The 17990-nt window shown below is 73.5% G+C and carries 15 protein-coding genes; 5 read left to right on the top strand and 10 right to left on the bottom strand.

The genetic code is table 11. From position 1 onward, the window contains the following. The first annotated feature begins 136 nt into the window (after positions 1 to 136). The gene (locus ACZ619_RS27340; protein WP_469604082.1) at positions 137 to 340 is read left to right on the top strand and encodes an MbtH family protein; all 204 of its coding nucleotides are present in this window, start codon (positions 137 to 139) and stop codon (positions 338 to 340) included. 69 nt (positions 341 to 409) lie between these two features. Here ACZ619_RS27340 and ACZ619_RS27335 read toward each other — a convergent pair whose 3' ends face one another. Beyond that, positions 410 to 667 (bottom strand): MerR family transcriptional regulator, encoded by a 258-nt coding sequence (locus ACZ619_RS27335; RefSeq protein WP_469604079.1) that lies wholly within the window; start codon positions 665 to 667, stop codon positions 410 to 412. A 291-nt stretch (positions 668 to 958) separates the two neighbouring features. Here ACZ619_RS27335 and ACZ619_RS27330 point away from each other — a divergent pair, with 291 nt between their 5' ends. Beyond that, positions 959 to 2185 (top strand): benzoate/H(+) symporter BenE family transporter, encoded by a 1227-nt coding sequence (locus ACZ619_RS27330; RefSeq protein WP_469604076.1) that lies wholly within the window; start codon positions 959 to 961, stop codon positions 2183 to 2185. 129 nt (positions 2186 to 2314) lie between these two features. Here ACZ619_RS27330 and ACZ619_RS27325 read toward each other — a convergent pair whose 3' ends face one another. The 4 genes from ACZ619_RS27325 to ACZ619_RS27310 form a co-directional block, all read right to left on the bottom strand. After that, positions 2315 to 3391, bottom strand: a complete 1077-nt coding sequence (locus ACZ619_RS27325) for an iron-siderophore ABC transporter substrate-binding protein (protein ID WP_469604074.1) — start codon at positions 3389 to 3391, stop codon at positions 2315 to 2317. A gap of 142 nt (positions 3392 to 3533) precedes the next feature. Next, on the bottom strand, positions 3534 to 5384 hold the full coding sequence (locus ACZ619_RS27320; RefSeq protein WP_469604071.1) for an ABC transporter ATP-binding protein: 1851 nt from the start codon (positions 5382 to 5384) through the stop codon (positions 3534 to 3536). Continuing rightward, positions 5381 to 7090 (bottom strand): ABC transporter ATP-binding protein, encoded by a 1710-nt coding sequence (locus ACZ619_RS27315; protein WP_469604068.1) that lies wholly within the window; start codon positions 7088 to 7090, stop codon positions 5381 to 5383. Before ACZ619_RS27315 ends, ACZ619_RS27320 begins: the two co-directional genes overlap by 4 nt. Before the next feature lie 397 nt (positions 7091 to 7487). Next, positions 7488 to 8486, bottom strand: a complete 999-nt coding sequence (locus ACZ619_RS27310; protein WP_469604065.1) for a LacI family DNA-binding transcriptional regulator — start codon at positions 8484 to 8486, stop codon at positions 7488 to 7490. A gap of 157 nt (positions 8487 to 8643) precedes the next feature. On the opposite strand from ACZ619_RS27310, the gene ACZ619_RS27305 reads away from it, so the two are divergent. Together ACZ619_RS27305 and ACZ619_RS27300 are read left to right on the top strand one after the other, a co-directional pair. Further along, positions 8644 to 9975 (top strand): MFS transporter, encoded by a 1332-nt coding sequence (locus ACZ619_RS27305; RefSeq protein WP_469604063.1) that lies wholly within the window; start codon positions 8644 to 8646, stop codon positions 9973 to 9975. Next, on the top strand, positions 9972 to 11318 hold the full coding sequence (locus ACZ619_RS27300) for a carboxylesterase family protein (RefSeq protein ID WP_469604060.1): 1347 nt from the start codon (positions 9972 to 9974) through the stop codon (positions 11316 to 11318). The genes ACZ619_RS27305 and ACZ619_RS27300 overlap by 4 nt, the downstream gene beginning before the upstream one ends. 26 nt (positions 11319 to 11344) lie before the next feature. Here the strand turns inward: ACZ619_RS27300 and ACZ619_RS27295 are convergent, their stop codons facing one another. Together ACZ619_RS27295 and ACZ619_RS27290 are read right to left on the bottom strand one after the other, a co-directional pair. After that, entirely contained in the window at positions 11345 to 11944 is a 600-nt protein-coding gene (locus ACZ619_RS27295) for a TIGR03086 family metal-binding protein (RefSeq protein WP_469604057.1), read from the bottom strand. Positions 11945 to 12089: 145 nt separating this feature from the next. Then, positions 12090 to 13580: a SulP family inorganic anion transporter gene (locus ACZ619_RS27290; RefSeq protein ID WP_469604055.1), complete on the bottom strand. Its 1491-nt coding sequence runs from the start codon at positions 13578 to 13580 to the stop codon at positions 12090 to 12092. A gap of 466 nt (positions 13581 to 14046) precedes the next feature. Between ACZ619_RS27290 and ACZ619_RS27285 the strand changes: the two genes are divergently transcribed. Continuing rightward, the gene (locus ACZ619_RS27285) at positions 14047 to 14460 is read left to right on the top strand and encodes a MerR family transcriptional regulator (protein WP_469604158.1); all 414 of its coding nucleotides are present in this window, start codon (positions 14047 to 14049) and stop codon (positions 14458 to 14460) included. 66 nt (positions 14461 to 14526) lie between these two features. Here the strand turns inward: ACZ619_RS27285 and ACZ619_RS27280 are convergent, their stop codons facing one another. From ACZ619_RS27280 to ACZ619_RS27270, 3 genes are read right to left on the bottom strand one after another with little or no spacing between them, the layout of a single operon-like run. Then, complete coding sequence (locus tag ACZ619_RS27280; protein ID WP_469604052.1) at positions 14527 to 16188, bottom strand: rhodanese-like domain-containing protein; 1662 nt, start codon at positions 16186 to 16188, stop codon at positions 14527 to 14529. Further along, positions 16185 to 17279, bottom strand: coding sequence for an LLM class flavin-dependent oxidoreductase (locus tag ACZ619_RS27275; RefSeq protein WP_469604050.1), 1095 nt, complete (start codon positions 17277 to 17279; stop codon positions 16185 to 16187). Before ACZ619_RS27275 ends, ACZ619_RS27280 begins: the two co-directional genes overlap by 4 nt. Then, complete coding sequence (locus tag ACZ619_RS27270) at positions 17276 to 17989, bottom strand: ABC transporter ATP-binding protein (protein WP_469604047.1); 714 nt, start codon at positions 17987 to 17989, stop codon at positions 17276 to 17278. Before ACZ619_RS27270 ends, ACZ619_RS27275 begins: the two co-directional genes overlap by 4 nt. Position 17990: the final 1 nt, after the last annotated feature.

Raw genomic sequence — 17990 nt, 5'->3', positions numbered from 1 at the left:
CCACAGACCCGGACCACAGACCCAGACCCCGTTCCCAGACGCGAGACCCCAGACCTCAGACCCCAGACCCCACCGCACATCCGACCGATCAACCCCGCACCGCACCGCACCGACCGGAAGGCAAGGACCCACTGACATGAGCAACCCGTTCGAGAACCCCGACGGCGTCTACACCGTCCTCGTCAACGACGAGGGCCAGCACAGCCTGTGGCCCGACTTCGTGGACGTACCGGCCGGCTGGACCGTCGTCCACGGGCCGGCCGCCCGGCAGGAGTGCCTGGACCACATCGAGACCAACTGGACGGACCTGCGCCCGAGGAGCCTCGTCGAAGGAGCCTGACACACGAAGGTGAGGGGGCCGGTCCGGGACCGGCCCCCTCACCGCCGATCCCGCCGCGGCTGAGCGGGATCAGCCCGGCAGGTGCTCTGCGCGGCGTCCGGCGGTGCAAGCCGGTGCCGGGGAGGCGAGCGCCGAGAGCCGCTGCCACGTCTCCCTGAGCGAGACCTCCTTCGCGTCGAGGCGTCGCGCCAGGGCATCCAGCTCGGCCCGAAGGCCGGGGCACATGGCGAGAGGCACACCGTGCTCGCCGGAACGCGCGCAGTCGAGGTAACGCCGGATGACCGTGGTTCCGAGGCCCGCGGCGATCATCGTCCTGATCCGGGCCACGCGCGACGTCGGAATCGGCGTAGGCCCGGTAGCCGTTGAGGCCGCGCGCGGGCACCAGCAGCCCCTACGTACCGCCGGCCCACACCGACCGCCTCGCCGCTCTCCTGAGAGCACCGCCCCAAGTCATCGTCGGATCAGGCCACTTCCGCGCGTCCGACGGCGTGACGACGCTCCCCGCGGCCCTCGCGGCGACCACGTCAAGCGGAGCGCGGAGCGCGAGTTGGGGAGAGGATCAGGGGAGAGGAACATGAGTGCTGCAGGCGGCGCCTGCTCCGGTACGATCACGGGCTCATGAAGTCGCTGTCTCATTTGGCGCGGCGAACGGCGCCTCCCTCGGCCGTCGTCGCCGGCCTGATAGCCGTGCTGGTCGGCACCGCCAGTTCCGCAGCCGTCGTCTTCACCGCTGCCAGGGCCGCGGGCGCGTCCGCCGGCGAACTGGCCTCGTGGATGCTTGCGCTGGGCGTCGGGATGAGCGCGACGAGCATCGGCCTGTCCTTGCGTTTCCGTACGCCCGTGGTCACCGCCTGGTCCACGCCGGGCGCCGCCGTGCTGGCCACCGGGCTGCTGGGCGCGACCATGGCGCAGGCGGTCGGCGCGTTCGTGGTGTCCGCGGCGCTGATCACGGTCAGCGGGCTCACGGGCTGGTTCGCGCGCGTCATGGACCGCATCCCGGTGGCGCTCACGGCGGGCCTCCTCGCCGGGATCCTCGTCAGGTTCGGCACCGGGCTGTTCAGCGCGATGCGCGACAGCTTCGGCACGGTGTTCCCCATGTTCGCGGTGTATCTGGTGTGCCGCCGGTTGCTGCCGCGGTATGCGGTCGTCGCCGCCCTGGCCACGGGCGCCGTCGCGGCCTCGGTGTCCGGCTCGGTGCACCTGGGGAACGTCGATGTGTCGCTCGCCGCACCGGTCTTCACCGCGCCCGAGTTCTCCTGGCAGGTGATCGTCGGTGCCGGACTGCCGCTGTTCGTGGTGACCATGGCGTCGCAGAACCTGGCGGGCGTCGCGGTGCTGCGCAACGACGGCTACCAGGTACCCGTCTCCCCGCTGGTCGGCTGCACCGGCGCGGTCAACCTGCTGCTCGCCCCGTTCGGCTGCTTCGGGCTCAACCTCGCGGCGATCACCGCGGCGATCTGCACCGGCCCCCAGGCGCACGAGGACCGCGACCGGCGGTTCCTGGCGGGCGTGTGGGCCGGAGTGTTCTACCTGTGCATCGCCGTGTTCGGCGGCACCGTCGCCGCCCTGCTCATCGCCCTGCCCAAGGCCCTGATCGCCGGGATCGCCGGCCTCGGGCTGCTCAACACCATCATCAACTCCCTGTCGTCGGCGCTCGCCGACGAGGACTGGCGGGAGGCGGCCGCCGTCACCTTCCTGGCGACCGCGTCCGGGGTGACGCTGCTGGGCGTCGGCTCAGCCTTCTGGGGCCTGCTGGCCGGCGTCCTCACCGCGCTCGTCATCCGGAGCACACACAGGACGGGCGTCGCCGGACAGACCCCCGAGGCCGCCACGGCCGAGGGGTAGGCGCCCAAGAGCACGCGGGCCGGTCCGAGCCCGACAGCAGGTCACGCAAGCCCGCTCGATGCCGGTGCCCTCGGGCGGCACAGGCATCGAGCGGGCGGGCCTCGGTCTCCCGCCGGCAGGGGGGGCAGGTCAGGACGCCGGCTGCGTCACCTTCGTCGAGGCCTTGCCGTCCACCGCCGCCGCCAGCTGCGGCACCAGGCGGTCCAGCACGTAGGGGATGCTCAGCACGGTCGACAGGGACACCGCGTTGCCGTAGTCGCTGGTCTCCTTGATGAAGACCTCACGCCCCTGCTTCACCACGTTCAGGTCGGCGTAGACCTTGTCCTTGTGCAGCTTGGTGACCGCCGTGGTGGTGTCCGGCACGATCCAGACGTCCACGTCCTGGTCGAGCAGGTCGAAGCGCTCCTTGCTGATGTTCGCGCCGAACTGGTCCCCGATCACCTTGTCGAGGTCCTTCGGCAGCGAGAAGCCCAGGTCGGACAGGAGCCGGGAGCGCGGGTCCTGGCTGCCGAAGACGAACGTGCCCTCGTAGGGCGTCGCCATGACCGCGCCGGCGTCGGCGAACTCGGGGTGCGCCTTCTTGGCCGCCGCGAACTTGGCCTCGACACCCGACACCAGCGTCTTGGCCTGGTCCGCCTTGCCGAGCGCCTGCCCGATCTCCTCGGTCTGCTCCTGCCACGGCACGCCGTAGTCGTTGTACTGCTTGGGCTGGGCGACGACCGGCGCGAACTTCGACAGGTTCTCGTACTGGGCCTTCGTCAGCCCCGAGTAGACGGCGAGGATCAGATCCGGCTTGAGTGCGGCGATCTTCTCCACCTGCGGTCCGGTGCCGGTGTCCTTCAGCACGGTCGGCGCGGCCGCGCTGCCCAGCTTGTCCTCGGCCCACGGGCCGATCGCGCCCTTGTAGCCGCCCAGCCATTCGGTGGTGCCGACCGGCACCTTGCCGAGGGCGAGGACGGCGTCCTGGTCGGTGAGACCGACGGTCACGATCCGCTTGGGCTCGGACTTGATCGTCGTGTTGCCGTACTTGTGGGCGATCGTCACGGGGAAGGCGCCGGCGGACGCCGACGAACCGGACCCGCCGGTCGAGGACGAGCCGGAGTCGTCGTCGGAGCCGGCGGAGCCGCAGGCGACCGCCGTCGCCGTGAGCAGGAGTACGGAGGCGAGCAGGCCGGTGAGCCTGGAGACTCTGGTGGCGCGGGGCATCGGGTGATCCTTCTGTTCTGTGGAGACGGGTCCTGCGACGGGTCCTGCGGGGGTGTCAGCGGTGGTCCTGCGGAGCCGAACGGATCTGCGGGGTCTGTCGGGGCGCGTGGAATCCCGTGCGGGCCTGCGGGCCTGCGGGGCGTCAGCCGGGGGTGTCCGCGGTGGCCGGTTCGTCGTCGGGCGCGCGGTGGTCCGCCCAGGCCCGCCACAGGGCGGCGTACCGGCCGCGGGCTGCCAGCAGCTCGTCATGGGTGCCCTCCTCCACGACCCGTCCGCCGTCCAGCAGGACCACCCGGTCCGCGGCGGCGGCCTGGCTCAGCCGGTGGGCCACGACCAGCGCCGTACGGCCCCGCAGCGCCCGCTCGGCGGCCTCGTCGAGCAGCCGGGCGCCCGAACTGCCGGCCTCCGCGGTCGCCTCGTCCAGCACGACGACCGGGGGGTCCGCCAACAGCAGCCGCGCCAGCGCCAGTTGCTGGGCGCGGTCGGCGGTCAGCCGGTGGCCGCCGTCGCCGACGACCGTGTCCAGCCCCTCCGGCAGCGCCTCGGCCCAGCCGAGGGCGCCCACCGTGGCCAGCGCCTCCCGCAGCTCCTCGTCGCCCGCCTCGGGGCGGGCCAGCCGCAGGTCGTCGGCGAGCGGCCCGGCGAAGACGTGCACCTCCTGGGTGACGAGCCCCACCAGACGGCCGGACGCGTCCGGTTCGGCGCCGCCGACGTCGACCCGTCCGGCCTCCGGCCGGTGCAGCCCGGCCACCAGCTTGGCCAGCGTCGTCTTGCCCGCCCCGGTGGTGCCGACCAGCGCGACCCGCTCCTTGGGCCCCACCACCAGGTCGACACCGTGCAGGACCGGCCGGCCGGGCACATAGGCGTGGGTGACCCCGGTGACCGTGACCGCGTGCGGACCCGACGCGGCGTCCGCACGGCCGCCCGCGCCACCGGCGCCGCCCGCACCCTCCGTGCCCCCTGTGTTCTCCGGGACCGTCGGTACGGGTTCGTCGACCACCCCGACCAGCCGGGCCAGTCCGGCCGTCGCCGACTGGGCGTCGTCGAGCAGCACGAGCGCGGTGTTGACCGGCCCGAAGAGGCTGTGGAAGTACAGCGCGGCGGCCGTCGCCGTGCCGACCGAGGCGGCACCGGACCGCACCAGCAGGAACCCGGTCACGAGCACGGCGGCGAGACCCATGTACTCCGCGATGTGCAGCCTGCTGTAGAAGCGCAGCACCAGCCGGACCCCGCGCATGGTCAGCTCCACCGCCGCCCGCGAGCACTCGTCGACCCGGCGGGCGTGGCCGTCCTGCAGCCGGTACGCCCGGACCGTCCGCGCCCCGCCGATGGTGTCCAGCAACTGCTGCTGCTGTGCCCCGGTCGCGATCCGCTCCTGTGCGTACAGGGGCACGGCGTTGCGCACGTACCAGCGGGCGGTGTGTGCCTGTACGGGCACGGCGATCAGCGCGGCCAGCAGGAACCGCCAGTCCAGCAGGGCGAGGGCGCCCAGGGTCAGTACGATCGACAGCGCCGAGCGGGCCAGTTCGGGCAGGGCGGTGCGGACCGCGTCGGCGACCCGGGAGACGTCGCGGGTGACCCGGGCGTTGAGGTCGCCCGAGCCCGCGCGCTCCAGCCGCTCCAGCGGCAGTGACAGGGCGCGTTCCACGAACAGTTCACGCAGCCGCGCGAGTGCGGTCTCGCCGAGCCGGGAGACCAGGGACATGCCCAGCGCGGTCGTGACACCCTGCACGAGGGCGACCCCGGCCAGCGCGAGCACCGGCCAGGTGAGCGCGTCGGGGGAGCGGTGCTCGGTGACCGCGTCGACGATGTGCCCGAGCAGCGGCTGGGTGAGCAGTCCGACGGCTGTGGCGATGACCATCGTGCCGAACCCGGCCGCGGCCAACGCCCGGTTCGGACGCAGCAGTTCACGGACGGCCGCCCAGGTGCGGGCGGGGGTGGCGGTGGGCAGCAGGGTGCGCTCGGCGGCGTCCGGCCCGTCGGTCCCGGTCATGCCAGCACCGCCGTACGGTAGGCCTGGTGGGTGCGGGCGAGTTCGGCGTGGGTGCCCTCGGCCCCGACCCGGCCGCCGTCCAGCAGCACCACCCGGTCGGTCACGGCGAGCAGCGCCGGGCTGTTGGTCACCACGACCGTCGTGCGTCCCTCTCTCAACTCGCGGAGCCCTTCGGCGACACGGGCTTCGGTGACCGCGTCCACGGCGGTCGTCGGATCGTGCACGACCAGCACGGGAGGCCCGGCGCGCAGGGCGCGGGCGAGCAGGACGCGCTGGCGCTGTCCGCCGGACAGGGTGCGCCCGCCCTCGCCCACCCCGGTGGCCGCGCCGTGCGGCAGGGACCGGGCGACCTCGTCGGCGTCGGCGGCGGCCATGGCGGCATCGGTGAGCGGATCCGGCTTCCCCCGCCCGCTCTCGCCCTCCGGAACGACGTTCCCGGCCAGGGAACCCTCGAACAGGGCGGCGTCGTGCGCGGCGACCAGCACCGCGGCGCGCAGTCCCGCCGGGTCCAGCCGGGTCAGCGGTACCCCGTCCAGCTCGACCGATCCGGACTCGGGGTCGGCCTCCCGGCCCAGACAGCTCAACAGGTCCTCGGCGCAGGCCGGATCGGTGACGGCGATCCCGGTCAGCCGCCCGGCGGGCACATCGAGGTCGAGCCCCGCCAGCCCGCCGAACCTGACCCCGCGCAGCCGCAACTCCCCACGCACCACGCCCGCGACCGGCTCGTCCCCGCCGACGACGGCCGGCGGGACGGCGAGCACGTCCGCGATCCGGGCGGCGGAGGCCCGCCCCTGCGCCAGTTCGGCGTTGACCCAGGCGAACGTCTCCAACGGCCCCAGCAGGAAGAGGGCGAGCCCCACCGCCGACACCAACTGGCCCAGGGTCAGGGAGCCTTCGAGCGCCAGCCGTCCGCCCACCCAGGCGATCAGCGCGATGAACCCGCCGGTGAGGGCGAGCACCAGTCCGGTCTGCCACGACTCGGCGCGCGCGGCGCGCAGGGTGGCCGCGAGGGAGACCCTGCTGGTGCGGCGGTACCGCTCGACGGCCGCCTGCTGGGCGCCGAGTCCCTTGAGCACCCGCAGCCCGGCCACCAGGTCGGCCGCGACCCCCGCCGCGCCCGCGGCCCGGTCCTGCTCGGCCTCGCTGCGCCGCTCCAACGGCTTGCTGAGCAGATGCCCGAGCCACAGCAGCACGGGCGTGCCCAGCAGCACGATCAGGCCCAGCGTCAGGGAGGTCAGCAGCAGTGCCACGGCGGCGACGGTGATGCCCGCGACGGCCCATGTCCCGCTCATCAGCGCCATGTTGACGGCGCCGACGCGTTTGGCGTCCTCGGTGGCGACATTGGCGAGTTCGCCCGAGAGCCGGTCGTCCTCGGCCCCGCCGCGCGGATCGAGCACACGGCGCACGATCGCCAGCCGCAGTTCGTGCGCGGCCTCTTCGGCACCGCGCTCACCGGCCCGTGCGCCGAGCCGGAAACTCCACGACAGGCACACGTACATGACGGCCAGTACGGCCAGCCAGAGCGCGAGCCGGCCGGCGTCCTGCCCGGCCACCGCCTGGTCGATGACGACACCGATCAGTACGGGGACCAGAGCCTCCCCGAGCTGGTGCACGCAGCCGAGCAGCGCACCGAGCGCGACGCGCCGCCCCTGCCCCCTGACCGAGCGTGTCAGGACGTCCCGCCCCGACAGTTCCCCTGATCCCACCGGCCACCCTCCGGAGACAGTCAACTTAGGCAAGGCTACTCTAAGTAGGGGTGGCGTCAATCCCCGGCACAACCGCACCGGCGGCCCCGGCGACGGTCCGCACCGAACGCGGTCCGTCCCGCCGGTGCCACGGGTGGCATCAGGCGCGTCGGTTCTTCGGCATCCGGCCCAATTCCGAAGGCGTGTCGCCCGGTTGGCCTTGGCTCTGGGGGCGTTGCGGCGTGGGGGGAGAGGCGCGGCGCGGCCGACTCCCTCGCGTCTGCCGTACGGATGCGGGGCGGTGCGGGGCGTTCAAGGGATTGCGGAGCCCGGCGCGGTGCGCGCCCCGGCGGTGTCGCCGGCCGGGAGCCCGGTCGGCTCGGCCCCGCGAGTCCGCCGCCGTGCCGCGGAGGCCCCGTCAGGCGCTCTCCCGGATGACGAGGGTGGGGTGCAGCGGGGGAGTGGCCGGTGGCGTGTCGCCTTGGATGCCGCTGACGAGGACACGGGCGAGGTGGGCGACCAGCACGGCCTGGTTGTGGTCGATGGTCGTCAGCGGAGGGTCGGCGAACGGGCCGAGCGGGATGTTGTCGGCCCCGATCACGGCGAGGTCCCCCGGTGCCGAGACGCCGAGGCGGCGCATGGCGCTGAGGAGGGCGAAGGCGTAGTCGTCGCTGTAGACGCAGACCCCGGTCACGCGATCGTCGGCGGGGACGTCCCACCAGCGCTGGAGCGCCGCCGCGGCCCCTTCCGGCGTGAGGTCCGTGTTCTCGACGTGCGGTCGGTCGAGGCCGAGGTCGAGGCAGGCCGCCTCGGCCCCCTCGATCCGCAACCGGCGGAAGAGCTGGTCGTGTTCGGCCTTCGGTGCGAGGTATCCGATGCGTCGGTGCCCCCGTGCCGCCAGGTGCTCCACCTGGAGCGCGCCCACCAGGCTGCCGCGCGCGAGCAGCGGGTTCTCGGTGTGCTCCTCGTCCCACAGGAGCCCCTGCGCGACGAAGATGCCGGTGCTCTCCATCGACGCCCGCTCGCCCCTGCCCACGTCGTCCAGGAGCAGGACGGCCGCCGGTGAGATCGCCTGCCACAGCTCGCCGACGGGCATCCCCTTCTTCAGCCGGCGGATGACCGGCTGGAGGTTCAGCTGTTCGAGCTGCTCGGTGAGGCCGTCCACGAACCCCGACATCGCGTATCCCAGAGGCCAGTCCGGGAGCACGATCAGCACGATGTCCGACCGCCCGAGGCGCAGCGCGCGGGCGGCCGCGGAAGGGGTGTAGTTCAGCTCGCGGGCGGCTTCGAGGACGCGGCGCCGGGTCTCCTCCGGGATCCGCGTCAGCGATTTGTTGTTCAGCACGTAGCTGACGGTGGCCTGCGACACCTGGGCCGCCTCTGCCACCTGCCTCGCCGTGACTCGAGCGGTTCCCATGCGGCGCCTTGTCGTCGGATGCGGTTCTCGCGTCGATCCTACCGAGCGCAGTTCACGGCGCGGGGAGTGGCGTGTGCTTGCTTATACGTATCAGCGCTGATACGTATAAGCAGGATGCGAGCCGCATCCCCGACCTACTCCCGATGACGAGAGAGTCATGAACCACCCCAACGAAAGCCCGCCGCACCTCGTTGTCCCGCCCGCCAGGAGCCCGCACCCCGACGGCGGCCGGGGCACGACCGGCGACGCACCCCCGCCCGGAGAGCCGTCGCCGGTGAGCGCGGGGTTCGTCCTCGTCTACGCCCTGGCGTCGTTCGGTGCCCTGCTGGTCCTGCTCACCCCGTCCCTGGAGAGCCTCGCGCTGCGGATCAACGCCTCCGTGCCCGCCGACGAGGCCCCGGGCGTGCTGGGGACCGTGCTGACCACCGGCCTCGTCCTCCAGGTGCTGGCGCTCCCCGTCGTCGGGCGCCTCAGCGACCGCACCCGGTCGAGGTTCGGCCGGCGCCGACCCTGGATCGTCCTCGGACTGACCGGCCTCCTGGCCGGCGCCCTGGTCATGGCGCTGGTGCCGGGCATCCCCGGCCTGACGACCGGCTACGCCGTCGTGTCGGTGGCGGGCAGCTCCTGCGTCGCGGCCCTGCTGGCCGTGATGTCCGACCGGGTGCCGGTTCGGCAACGCGGCCTGGTGTCGGCGTTCCTGGGGCTCGGCACCGTCGGGGCCCTGGTCGGCGGCTCCGTGATCGTGGCTCTCCTCCCGAGCAACTCCGACGGCATGTTCGTGGTGCCGGCCGTCGTCGGCGCCGCCCTCCTCGCCCTCTTCGCGGCACTGATGAACGACCGGCCCTCGTCCGGCGACGCCCCGTACCCGAAGCTGACCCTCGCCACGGTGGTCTCCACCTTCTGGGTGAGCCCCCGCCGCTACCCCGATTTCGGCTGGGCCTACCTCAGCCGCTTCCTGCTCCAGCTGGCCTACGCGTTCCTGACGACGTACCAGGCGTTCTACCTGATCAGTCACCTGGGGACAGCGGCCGACGACGTACCGGGCAAGGTGCTCACGGGAACCCTTCTCCTCGGAGCCGCCACGATCGTCTCCAGCGTCGTGGCCGGGCGGCTCTCCGACCGGCTGGCGCGGCGGAAGGTCTTCGTGATCGGCGCGGCGTTCATCACCGCGGCCGCCCTCCTCCTCATCGCGGGCGCGAACGACCTGACCCTGTTCTACGCCGGCCTGGTCCTCGGCGGCATCGGCTACGGCGGCTACACCGCCGTGGACCTGGCGCTGGCCACCGACGTCCTGCCGAACCCCGACGACGCAGCCAACGACCTCGCCATCTTCAACACCGCGTCGACCCTGCCCCAGGCGCTCGCTCCGGCCATCGCGCCGGGCATCCTCGCGCTCGCCGCACAGTCGTACCCCGTGCTCTACGTCGTCGCCGCTGCGGTCGCCGTCGTCGGCGGCTTCGTCGTCTTCCGTGTGCGAGCGGTGCGATGAGCCCCGACCCGACGGCCCCGCAGCCGTCCACCGAACCCCTCTTCCACCCGCCGAGCGGCCCGGTCGTCGGCCGGCGCGACGGCGCCGTCGTCCGTGCCACGGGCATCCCATACGCCACCGCGGCACGCTTCGAAGCCCCCCGCCCCCTCGACGACCGCACCGAACCGTTCCACGCGCGGGACTGGTCGCCGATGTGCCCCCAGCCCGCGGATCCCATCGCGGACACGATGTTCGGAGCCGATCCGCGCGCCCTGCGCACCGACGAGCACTGCCAGCACCTGTCGATCACGATGCCGGCCCGGCGAGGTCCGGCCCCGCTTCCGGTCATGGTCTGGATCCACGGCGGCGGCTACGTCACCGGAGCCGGCGACCTCGCGGTCCTGGACCCGGCGGCCCTGGTCGCCGAGCAGAACGTCGTGGTCGTCACGGTCACCTACCGCCTGGGACTCCTCGGGTTCGTCCAGTCGGACAACGGCCCGAAGGCGAACCTCGGCCTCCTCGACCAGAGGGAGGCGTTCCGCTGGGTACGGCGGAACATCGCCGCGTTCGGAGGCGATCCGCACAACGTCACCGCGTTCGGCCAGTCGGCCGGAGCCGCCGCCCTGGTCGATCTCATGGCGACGGAGAACGCGGACTCCCTCTTCACCCGGGCCATCGTCCAGAGCGCCCCGCTCGGCATCATGCGCGGCCGCGAGAAGCTCGGCCGCGCCCTCTCCCGGCGCGCCGACACGGTCCGGGCCACGACCCCCCTCGCCGCGGTCGCGGACGTGCAGGCCGACGTCGTCCGCGCGGGCGCGCCGTTCGGCCTCAAGGGCGCGATGCCCATCGCCCCGCAGTACGGATACCCGCCCCTCCCCGCGGAGCGCGACGCCGACGCCGCGCGGAGCGGGACGGCTCCGCGCATCGACGTGCTCATCGGCAGCACCTCCGAGGAGGCGCGGCTGTTCCTCCCGGTGCTCCCCGGCATGGCCCGCTGGTTCCGGGTACCGCTCCTCGGCCGCGTCCTCGCGAGCGGCATCTCGGCCTTGTGCACCTGGGCGGTGTACACGCGGGGAGCCCGCAGGTTCGCCCGGCGGCACCGCCGGGCGGGCGGACGGGTGAGCAGGTACGTCCTGTCCTGGTCCGCGCCCGGCAACTCCCTCGGCGCGGCCCACACCATCGATCTTCCGCTGCTCCTCGGCGACGAGGCGGCGTGGCGCAAGGCGGCGCTGATCGAGGGTTCTTCATGGACCGACGTCCACGAGGACGGCCGCCTCCTCCGCGCGGTATGGGCGGGCTTCGCCCGGGGCGAGCCCCTCGATCCCCCGGCCGGCACCCGCCGCTTCCTCCGCGTCCGCCCGTGACCCCGTGCCCCCGGGAGCCGTACGGCTCAGGCCGTCGTGATGGGGGCGGTCCAGCGCGGGTCGCGGCCGGAGGAAGCCAGGGCGCGGTCGAGGGGCGACGCGCCGTCGGGCACCGGCACCGGAGCGGCGAAGCCCCCGTACCGGCGGTAGATCTCGGCATGTTCCTCGACCACGTCGAGAACCATCCGGGCCAGGTCGTCCCGGACGTCGAGCCGCTGACCGGTGGCCCGGGCGACGTCCCAGCCGTGCACCACCATCTCCTTGATCACCATCTGGGCGACCGTGACGGCGGGCACGGCCATCCCGCCCAGATCCACCTCCCCCTCCCACGCGGCCGGTTCGGCCCATGCCGCCACCGCCCGCTCCAGCTGGTCCGCGTAGGCGTCGGCCCAGGCGGGACCGGCGGTGAAGTCCCGGGCGAGCAGTTCCTCCGGCAGCGCCTCCCGGCGCGCCCGGCGCTCAAGACCGTGGGAGGTGTAGAGGACCCAGTGGTTGACCAGGGCCCGGGTGTCGAGATCCGCGCAGGGAGTGGGCCCGTCCAGGTGTTCCGCACGGACACCGCGAGCGATGCGTGCGGCTTCCGCGGCGGCGCGGGACATGAGGGGGTGAAGTGCGTGACCGTTCATGCCGTGATCCTGGCCCGGCTGCGGGGACGGGGTCTTGAATAAACGCGACAGCCGGAGCCCCGGCCGGCCCGCCGGCCCGCCCCGCGTGACGACGCGAGGGGACCCCGGCGCCCGGCCGGGGTCCCCTCGCCGCTCGTGCGCGGTGTCAGTGGCTGCCGGCGAGTTCGCCGCTGAGCCTGCCGTGGAGGTCGGCGCTGCGGTCGTTCAGGCCGACGATCTCCACCGTCTTGCCGCGCTGCGTGTACTTGGTCTCGATCGCGTCGAGGGCGGCGACGGAGGAGGCGTCCCAGACGTGGGCGGCGGAGAGGTCGATCACGACCTTGTCCGGGTCGGTGGCGTAGCCGAACCGGCCGACGAGGTCGTTGGAGGAGGCGAAGAACATCTCACCGGTGACCCGGTAGACGACGGTCGTCCCGTCGGGGTCGAGCACGGCGGTGACCTCGGCGAGGCGGGCGACGCGCCTGGCGAAGACCACCATGGCCGTGACCGAGCCGACGACGACACCGACGGCGAGGTTGTGGGTGGCCACCACGCAGGCCACGGTGATCACCATGACGGCGATCTCGCCCGCGGGCATCCGCCTGAGGGTCCTGGGCGCGACGGAGTGCCAGTCGAAGGTCGCGAACGACACCATGACCATCACCGCGACCAGCGCGGCCATGGGGATGTCGGAGACGACCGGGCCGAAGAGGATGCACAGCACCATCAGGAACGCGCCGGCCAGGAAGGTCGACAGGCGGGTGCGGGCGCCGGACACCTTCACGTTGATCATCGTCTGGCCGATCATGGCGCAGCCGCCCATGCCCCCGAAGAAGCCGGTGACGATGTTGGCGATGCCCTGGCCCACCGACTCGCGGGTCTTGTCGGAGCGGGTGTCGGTGATGTCGTCGACGAGCTTCGCCGTCATCAGCGACTCCATCAGGCCGACCAGGGCCATGGCGAAGGCGTACGGGGCGATCGTCGTCAGCGTGTCGAGGGTGAACGGCACGTCCGGCAGGCCCGGCACCGGCAGCGCGGAGGGCAGCTCGCCCTTGTCGCCGACGGTCGGCACCGCGACCCCCGCCGCCACGGTGACGACGGTCAGGACGACGATCGAGACGAGCGGCGCGGGGACGACGGTGGTGATCCTGGGGAGGAGCACCATCAGTGCGAGACCGCCGATGAGCAGCGGGTACACGGCCCACGGGACGTCGTGCAGCTCGGGGACCTGGGCCATGAAGATCAGGACGGCCAGCGCGTTGACGAAGCCGACCATCACCGAGCGCGGGACGAACCGCATCAGCCTCGCCACCCCGAGGGCACCGAGGACGATCTGGAAGACACCGGCCAGGATGACGGCGGCGACCAGGTAGCCGAAGCCGTGCTCACGGTTGAGCGGGCCGATCACCAGGGCCACCGCGCCGGTCGCGGCGGAGATCATCGCCCGTCGGCCGCCGACGACCGAGACGGTGACGGCCATCGTGAAGGAGGCGAACAGGCCGATCGCCGGGTCGACACCGGCGATGACCGAGAACGAGATCGCCTCGGGGATCAGCGCGAGGGCCACGACCAGGCCCGCGAGGACCTCGGTGCGCCAGACCTTGGGATCGGAGATCCAGTCCGGTCTGAGTCCGCGAAGGCGCGCGGCCGGGGACACGGTGACCGGAGAGGGCGAGGGAGACGAGGCGGACGAGGAGGACGAGGGAGACAAGGGCGACGGAACCTGTCGTGTTCGGGCGCACCCCTGGCGGCGGGCCGGGGCGTGCGGGAAGGACGTGCAGGGGCCGGGCCGGCACCCCGCGGCGGCTCCGTGAGGCCGCGGAGCCGGAGGTCTGGAGAGGAACGGAGCGGGCCCGCGCGGCGGCGCGGCCGGGCTCACGCCCCGGGGCGGGGCATCACGGCGGGCAGGCTGCGGCGCCGGGTGTCCTGGGCTCGCGCACGCTTGTCTCCTGCGAGAATCGGATCCTGGCCGGAGGCGCCATAGGCTCCGACACGACAACGGAGGGGCAGCGCTGACCGCCGCCCTCACCGGCGGCAACTCTACCCTAACGTTAGAGTAGGGATCGGCGGTGCCCGGTAGGGCCGGGACCGCCGACGACGAGAAGGACCAGGGGATCACGGGCGTGGACGGCAGGCACATGCAGATCGGCGAGGTCGCCGCGCGTACGGAGCTGTCCCTGCGCACCATCCGCCACTACGAGGAGACCGGTCTGGTCGTCCCCTCCGCCCGTTCCCAGGGCGGCTTCCGGCTCTACACCGAGACCGACGTCGCCCGGCTCATGGTGATCCGCCGGATGAAGCCGCTCGGTTTCACCCTGGAGCAGATGCGCGACCTGCTGGACGCCACCGACCGTCTGGACGGCGACGACGCGCTCGACGCCGACGACCGCGAAGCCCTCCTGGAGCGGGTGGGGGCGTATCAGCGGGCGGCCGTCGAGCAGGTGGAGAAGCTGCGGATCCAGCTGGCCCGCGCCGAGGACTTCGCCGCGACCCTGGGCGCCCGCCTGGAGCGGGACACGCCAGGCGCCCGCACGTAGTTCCCCGCCGTCACGGGCCGACCGGTGCCGCCTCGCTGCGCGGACGGCCGCACCCGGCGGCGCCGGTCACCGGGTGCCCTGGGGCCCGGGCTCCTTCATGAGCTCGCCGAGGGAGCGGAACGGGGTCAGCTCGTCGCGGCCGAGGGCCTCCGGCAGGGACAGCTCCCAGTCGAGGTAGGCGCGGAAGGCGGCGAACCGCTCCGCCTCGGGCAGTTCCCAGGCACCGGTGTGCACATCCTCCGGCTCGCTCGCCTGCCGGCCGGTGCCCGTCTCCAGAGGCAGGCCCGCGGCGGCCCAGGCGTCCGTGCCGCCGGTCAGATGGAGCGCCTCGAATCCGGCGCGCGCCAGATCGTCCGCGACGAACGCGGCCAGGACGCCGTCCGGCGACGTGAGGACGGGGACACGGCCTGCGGGCAGCGCGGCGATGTGGTCCCGGAGCCGCTCGCGGTGGGCGGAGACGGCTCCCGGGATGTGGCCGTCGCGGTAGCCGTGCCGCGGCGAGGTGATCCGGTGGCGGCGGGTCGGCTGCAGATCGATCACCTCGTACGCGCCGCCGGCCGCGTCGGCGAGCCGCCGCACACCGATGCCGTCGCGGGCCGGTGGCGTCGCCCGCGGCCCGGTGGCGGGCCCGGTCTCCAGCTCCGCTCCGTCGAAGGCGTCGGTGTGCAGGAAGACCTCGGCCCAGCCGTGCTGCTGCAGCCATCCGGCCGTCACGGAACCGAGCACCCGGTCGGCGCCGTCCACCACCACGATCCGGGAGTTGCGCACGCCCACGTGGCGCTGGACCCAGGCATGGGTCTCCCAGTGCGGCGCGTTGCGGGCCCCCGGCAGGTGGCCCGCCTCGAACCGCTCCGGTGCCCGGACGTCGAGGACGAAGGTGGTACGGCCGTCGTCCGCGAGGAACCCGGCGAGCCGGCGGCGGTCGATCTCCCGCACACCGACCCGCTCGGCGTGCCGGCGCGCCCCCTCCGCGGCCCGCCTCAGGGTGTCCGGGTCCGGTTCCGGCAGCGGGGCCGAGCGGCCGTGCTCCAGCTCGTGCCCGGCCAGCCGCCAGGCCATGGTGCCGCCCGCCAGTGAGACGACCGGGTTCGGCAGGCCCGCGTTGCGCAGCGCCTGCGCGCCGAGGATGCTGCGGGTGCGCCCGGCGCAGTTGACGACGACGAGGGTCTCCTCGGAGCGCACCGCCGCCGCCACCCGGCGCACCGCCTCCGCGCCCGCCGCGTTGACCGCGCCCGGGAGGCTGTGCGCCGCGAACTCGGGCGCCGGCCGGCTGTCGACGATCAGGATGTCGTCACCGGCCGCGACGCGTCTGTGCAGTTCCTCCGCGCTGATGGCCGGGGTCTGGTCGGCGTGCTCGACGAACTCGCCGAAGGCCTGGCCGATCACCTCGGTACTGGTGTGCACGAGCCGCCCGGACGCGACCCAGGCCCGGGTGCCGCCCGCCAGCAGCCGCACCCCGGTGTAGCCGAGCTCCGCCAGCCGCCGCGCGGCCAGATCGCCGGCCTCCCCGGGGGCGCCCGCGCCGTCGATCACCAGCAGCGGGGTGCCGAGGCGCGGGACCAGCGCGAGGACACGGTCCTCCAGCACGCTCCAGGGCACCGACACGGAGGTCAGCACCACGCCGTCGGCGTGCGCCCGGGTCACCTCGCGCACGTCGATCGCCGCGTGTTCGGTCCCGCCGGTCAGCAGGTCCGCCGCCTCGTCAGGGGACAGCAGCACAACGCTCATGGGGTCTTCCTCTCTCGGCGGCCGGCCCGGGCGAACAGTGGCAGTACGCCCTCGCCGACCTCGTAGGCGGTCTCGAGCCGGGGGAAGCCCGAGAGGATGAAGTGGTCGATGCCGGCACGGTGGTACTCGTCGATCCGCTCCGCCACCTCCGCGTGGCTGCCGACCAGGGCCGTCGAGGACCCGCCGCCCGCCACCAGTCCGGTGCCGGCCCAGATCGTCGGATAGACCGACAGGGCCTCCCGGTCGACGGCACCGGTCTGGAGCGCCTGTACGCGCTGCTGCCCGACGGAGTTGCGGTCCTGGAGCTGTCGATGCCGCTGCGTCACGATCTCGCTGCCGAACTCCTCCAGCAGCAGGTCTGCGTCGCGCCACGCGTCACGGTGGTGCGGCCGGGTGATCACCTGGATCCGGATGCCGAACGACAGCTCCCTGCCCCGCTCGGCGGCCCGCTCGCGCAGCGCGCGGACGTGCTCGCGCGCCGCGTCGGGCAGTTCGCCGTAGATCAGATGGACGTCGGCGCGGCGCGCCGCGACCTCCAGACCGGCCGGTGAGGAGCCGCCGAAGAAGATCCGCGGAGCGGGGGCGAGCGGCCGCTTCTCCGGTACGCCGGTCAGCGTGAAGAACTCGCCCCGGTGCTCGAAGGCGTCCCCCGACCAGGACCTGCGCAGCACGTCGATGAACTCGCCGGTACGGCGGTAGCGGGCGTCCTTGTCCAACTGGTCGCCGTGGGCGCGCATCGCGGCCTCGTAGCCGCCGGTGACGATGTTGAGGTCGAGGCGTCCGCCGGACAGCTCCGCGAAGGTCGCCGCCATCTGGGCGAGCTGGGCCGGCGCCACGTACCCCGAGCGCACCGCGACCAGGAAGCGCAGCCGGCGGGTGTGGGAGAGCAGCGCGGAGGCGATCGTCCAGGCGTCCTCGCGCCCTGCCTCGCCGGTGGGGAGCAGGATCGACTCGAAGCCGTTGCGTTCCACGGCGCGACAGACGTCCGCCATGTAGTCGAGATCGACCCGGCGGTCGGGCCACTTCGACGGCACCAGATTGCGGTTGTCCGTCGCCGTGGGGAGATACCAGTGGAAGTGGGGGGCGCTCACGAGAGGTCTCCTTGGGCGGTCACGCCGAGTTCGGTCAGCAGACGGTGGCGCAGCTCCGCGAAACCGGCACCGGCGCGGTCGCGTGGCTGCTCCAGGGGGACCGGCAGGTCCAGCAGGACACGGCCCTCGCCGATCATCACGATGCGGTCGGCGAGCTCCAGCGCCTCGTCGACGTCATGGGTCACCAGCACCACCGCGGGGAGGTGGCGCCGGTAGATCTGCCGCAGCAGCCGCTGCATCCGGATCCGGGTCAGGGCGTCGAGCGCGCCGAACGGCTCGTCGAGCAGCAGCAGTTCGGGGCGCCGTACCAGCGCGCGGGCCAGGGCCGCGCGCTGTGCCTCACCCCCGGAGAGGGTGACCGGCCAGTCCCGCTCGTGACCGGCGAGGCCCACCTCGGCCAGGGCGCCCGCGGCGACCGTGCGCCCCTCGTGGCGGGGCAGGCCGAGACGGACGTTGTCGATCACCCGCTTCCAGGGCAGCAGCCGCGGGTTCTGGAACACCACGGCGCGCCGGCGCGGCACCTCGACGCTTCCGGCGACGTCCTCGTCGAGACCCGCCAGGGCGCGCAGCAGGGTGCTCTTGCCACTGCCGCTGCGCCCCAGCAGGACGACGAACTCGCCCGCCCGCAACGTCAGATCGACTCCGTCCAGCACGACGCGGTCGCCGAAGGAACGGCGGACGCCGGTGGCACGCACTGCGTAGGACGTCATG

The organism is Streptomyces sp. NPDC104367 (assembly GCF_055583825.1).
The sequence above is the reverse complement of the archived record's forward strand: the minus strand, read 5'-3'. Positions and strand labels throughout refer to the sequence as shown.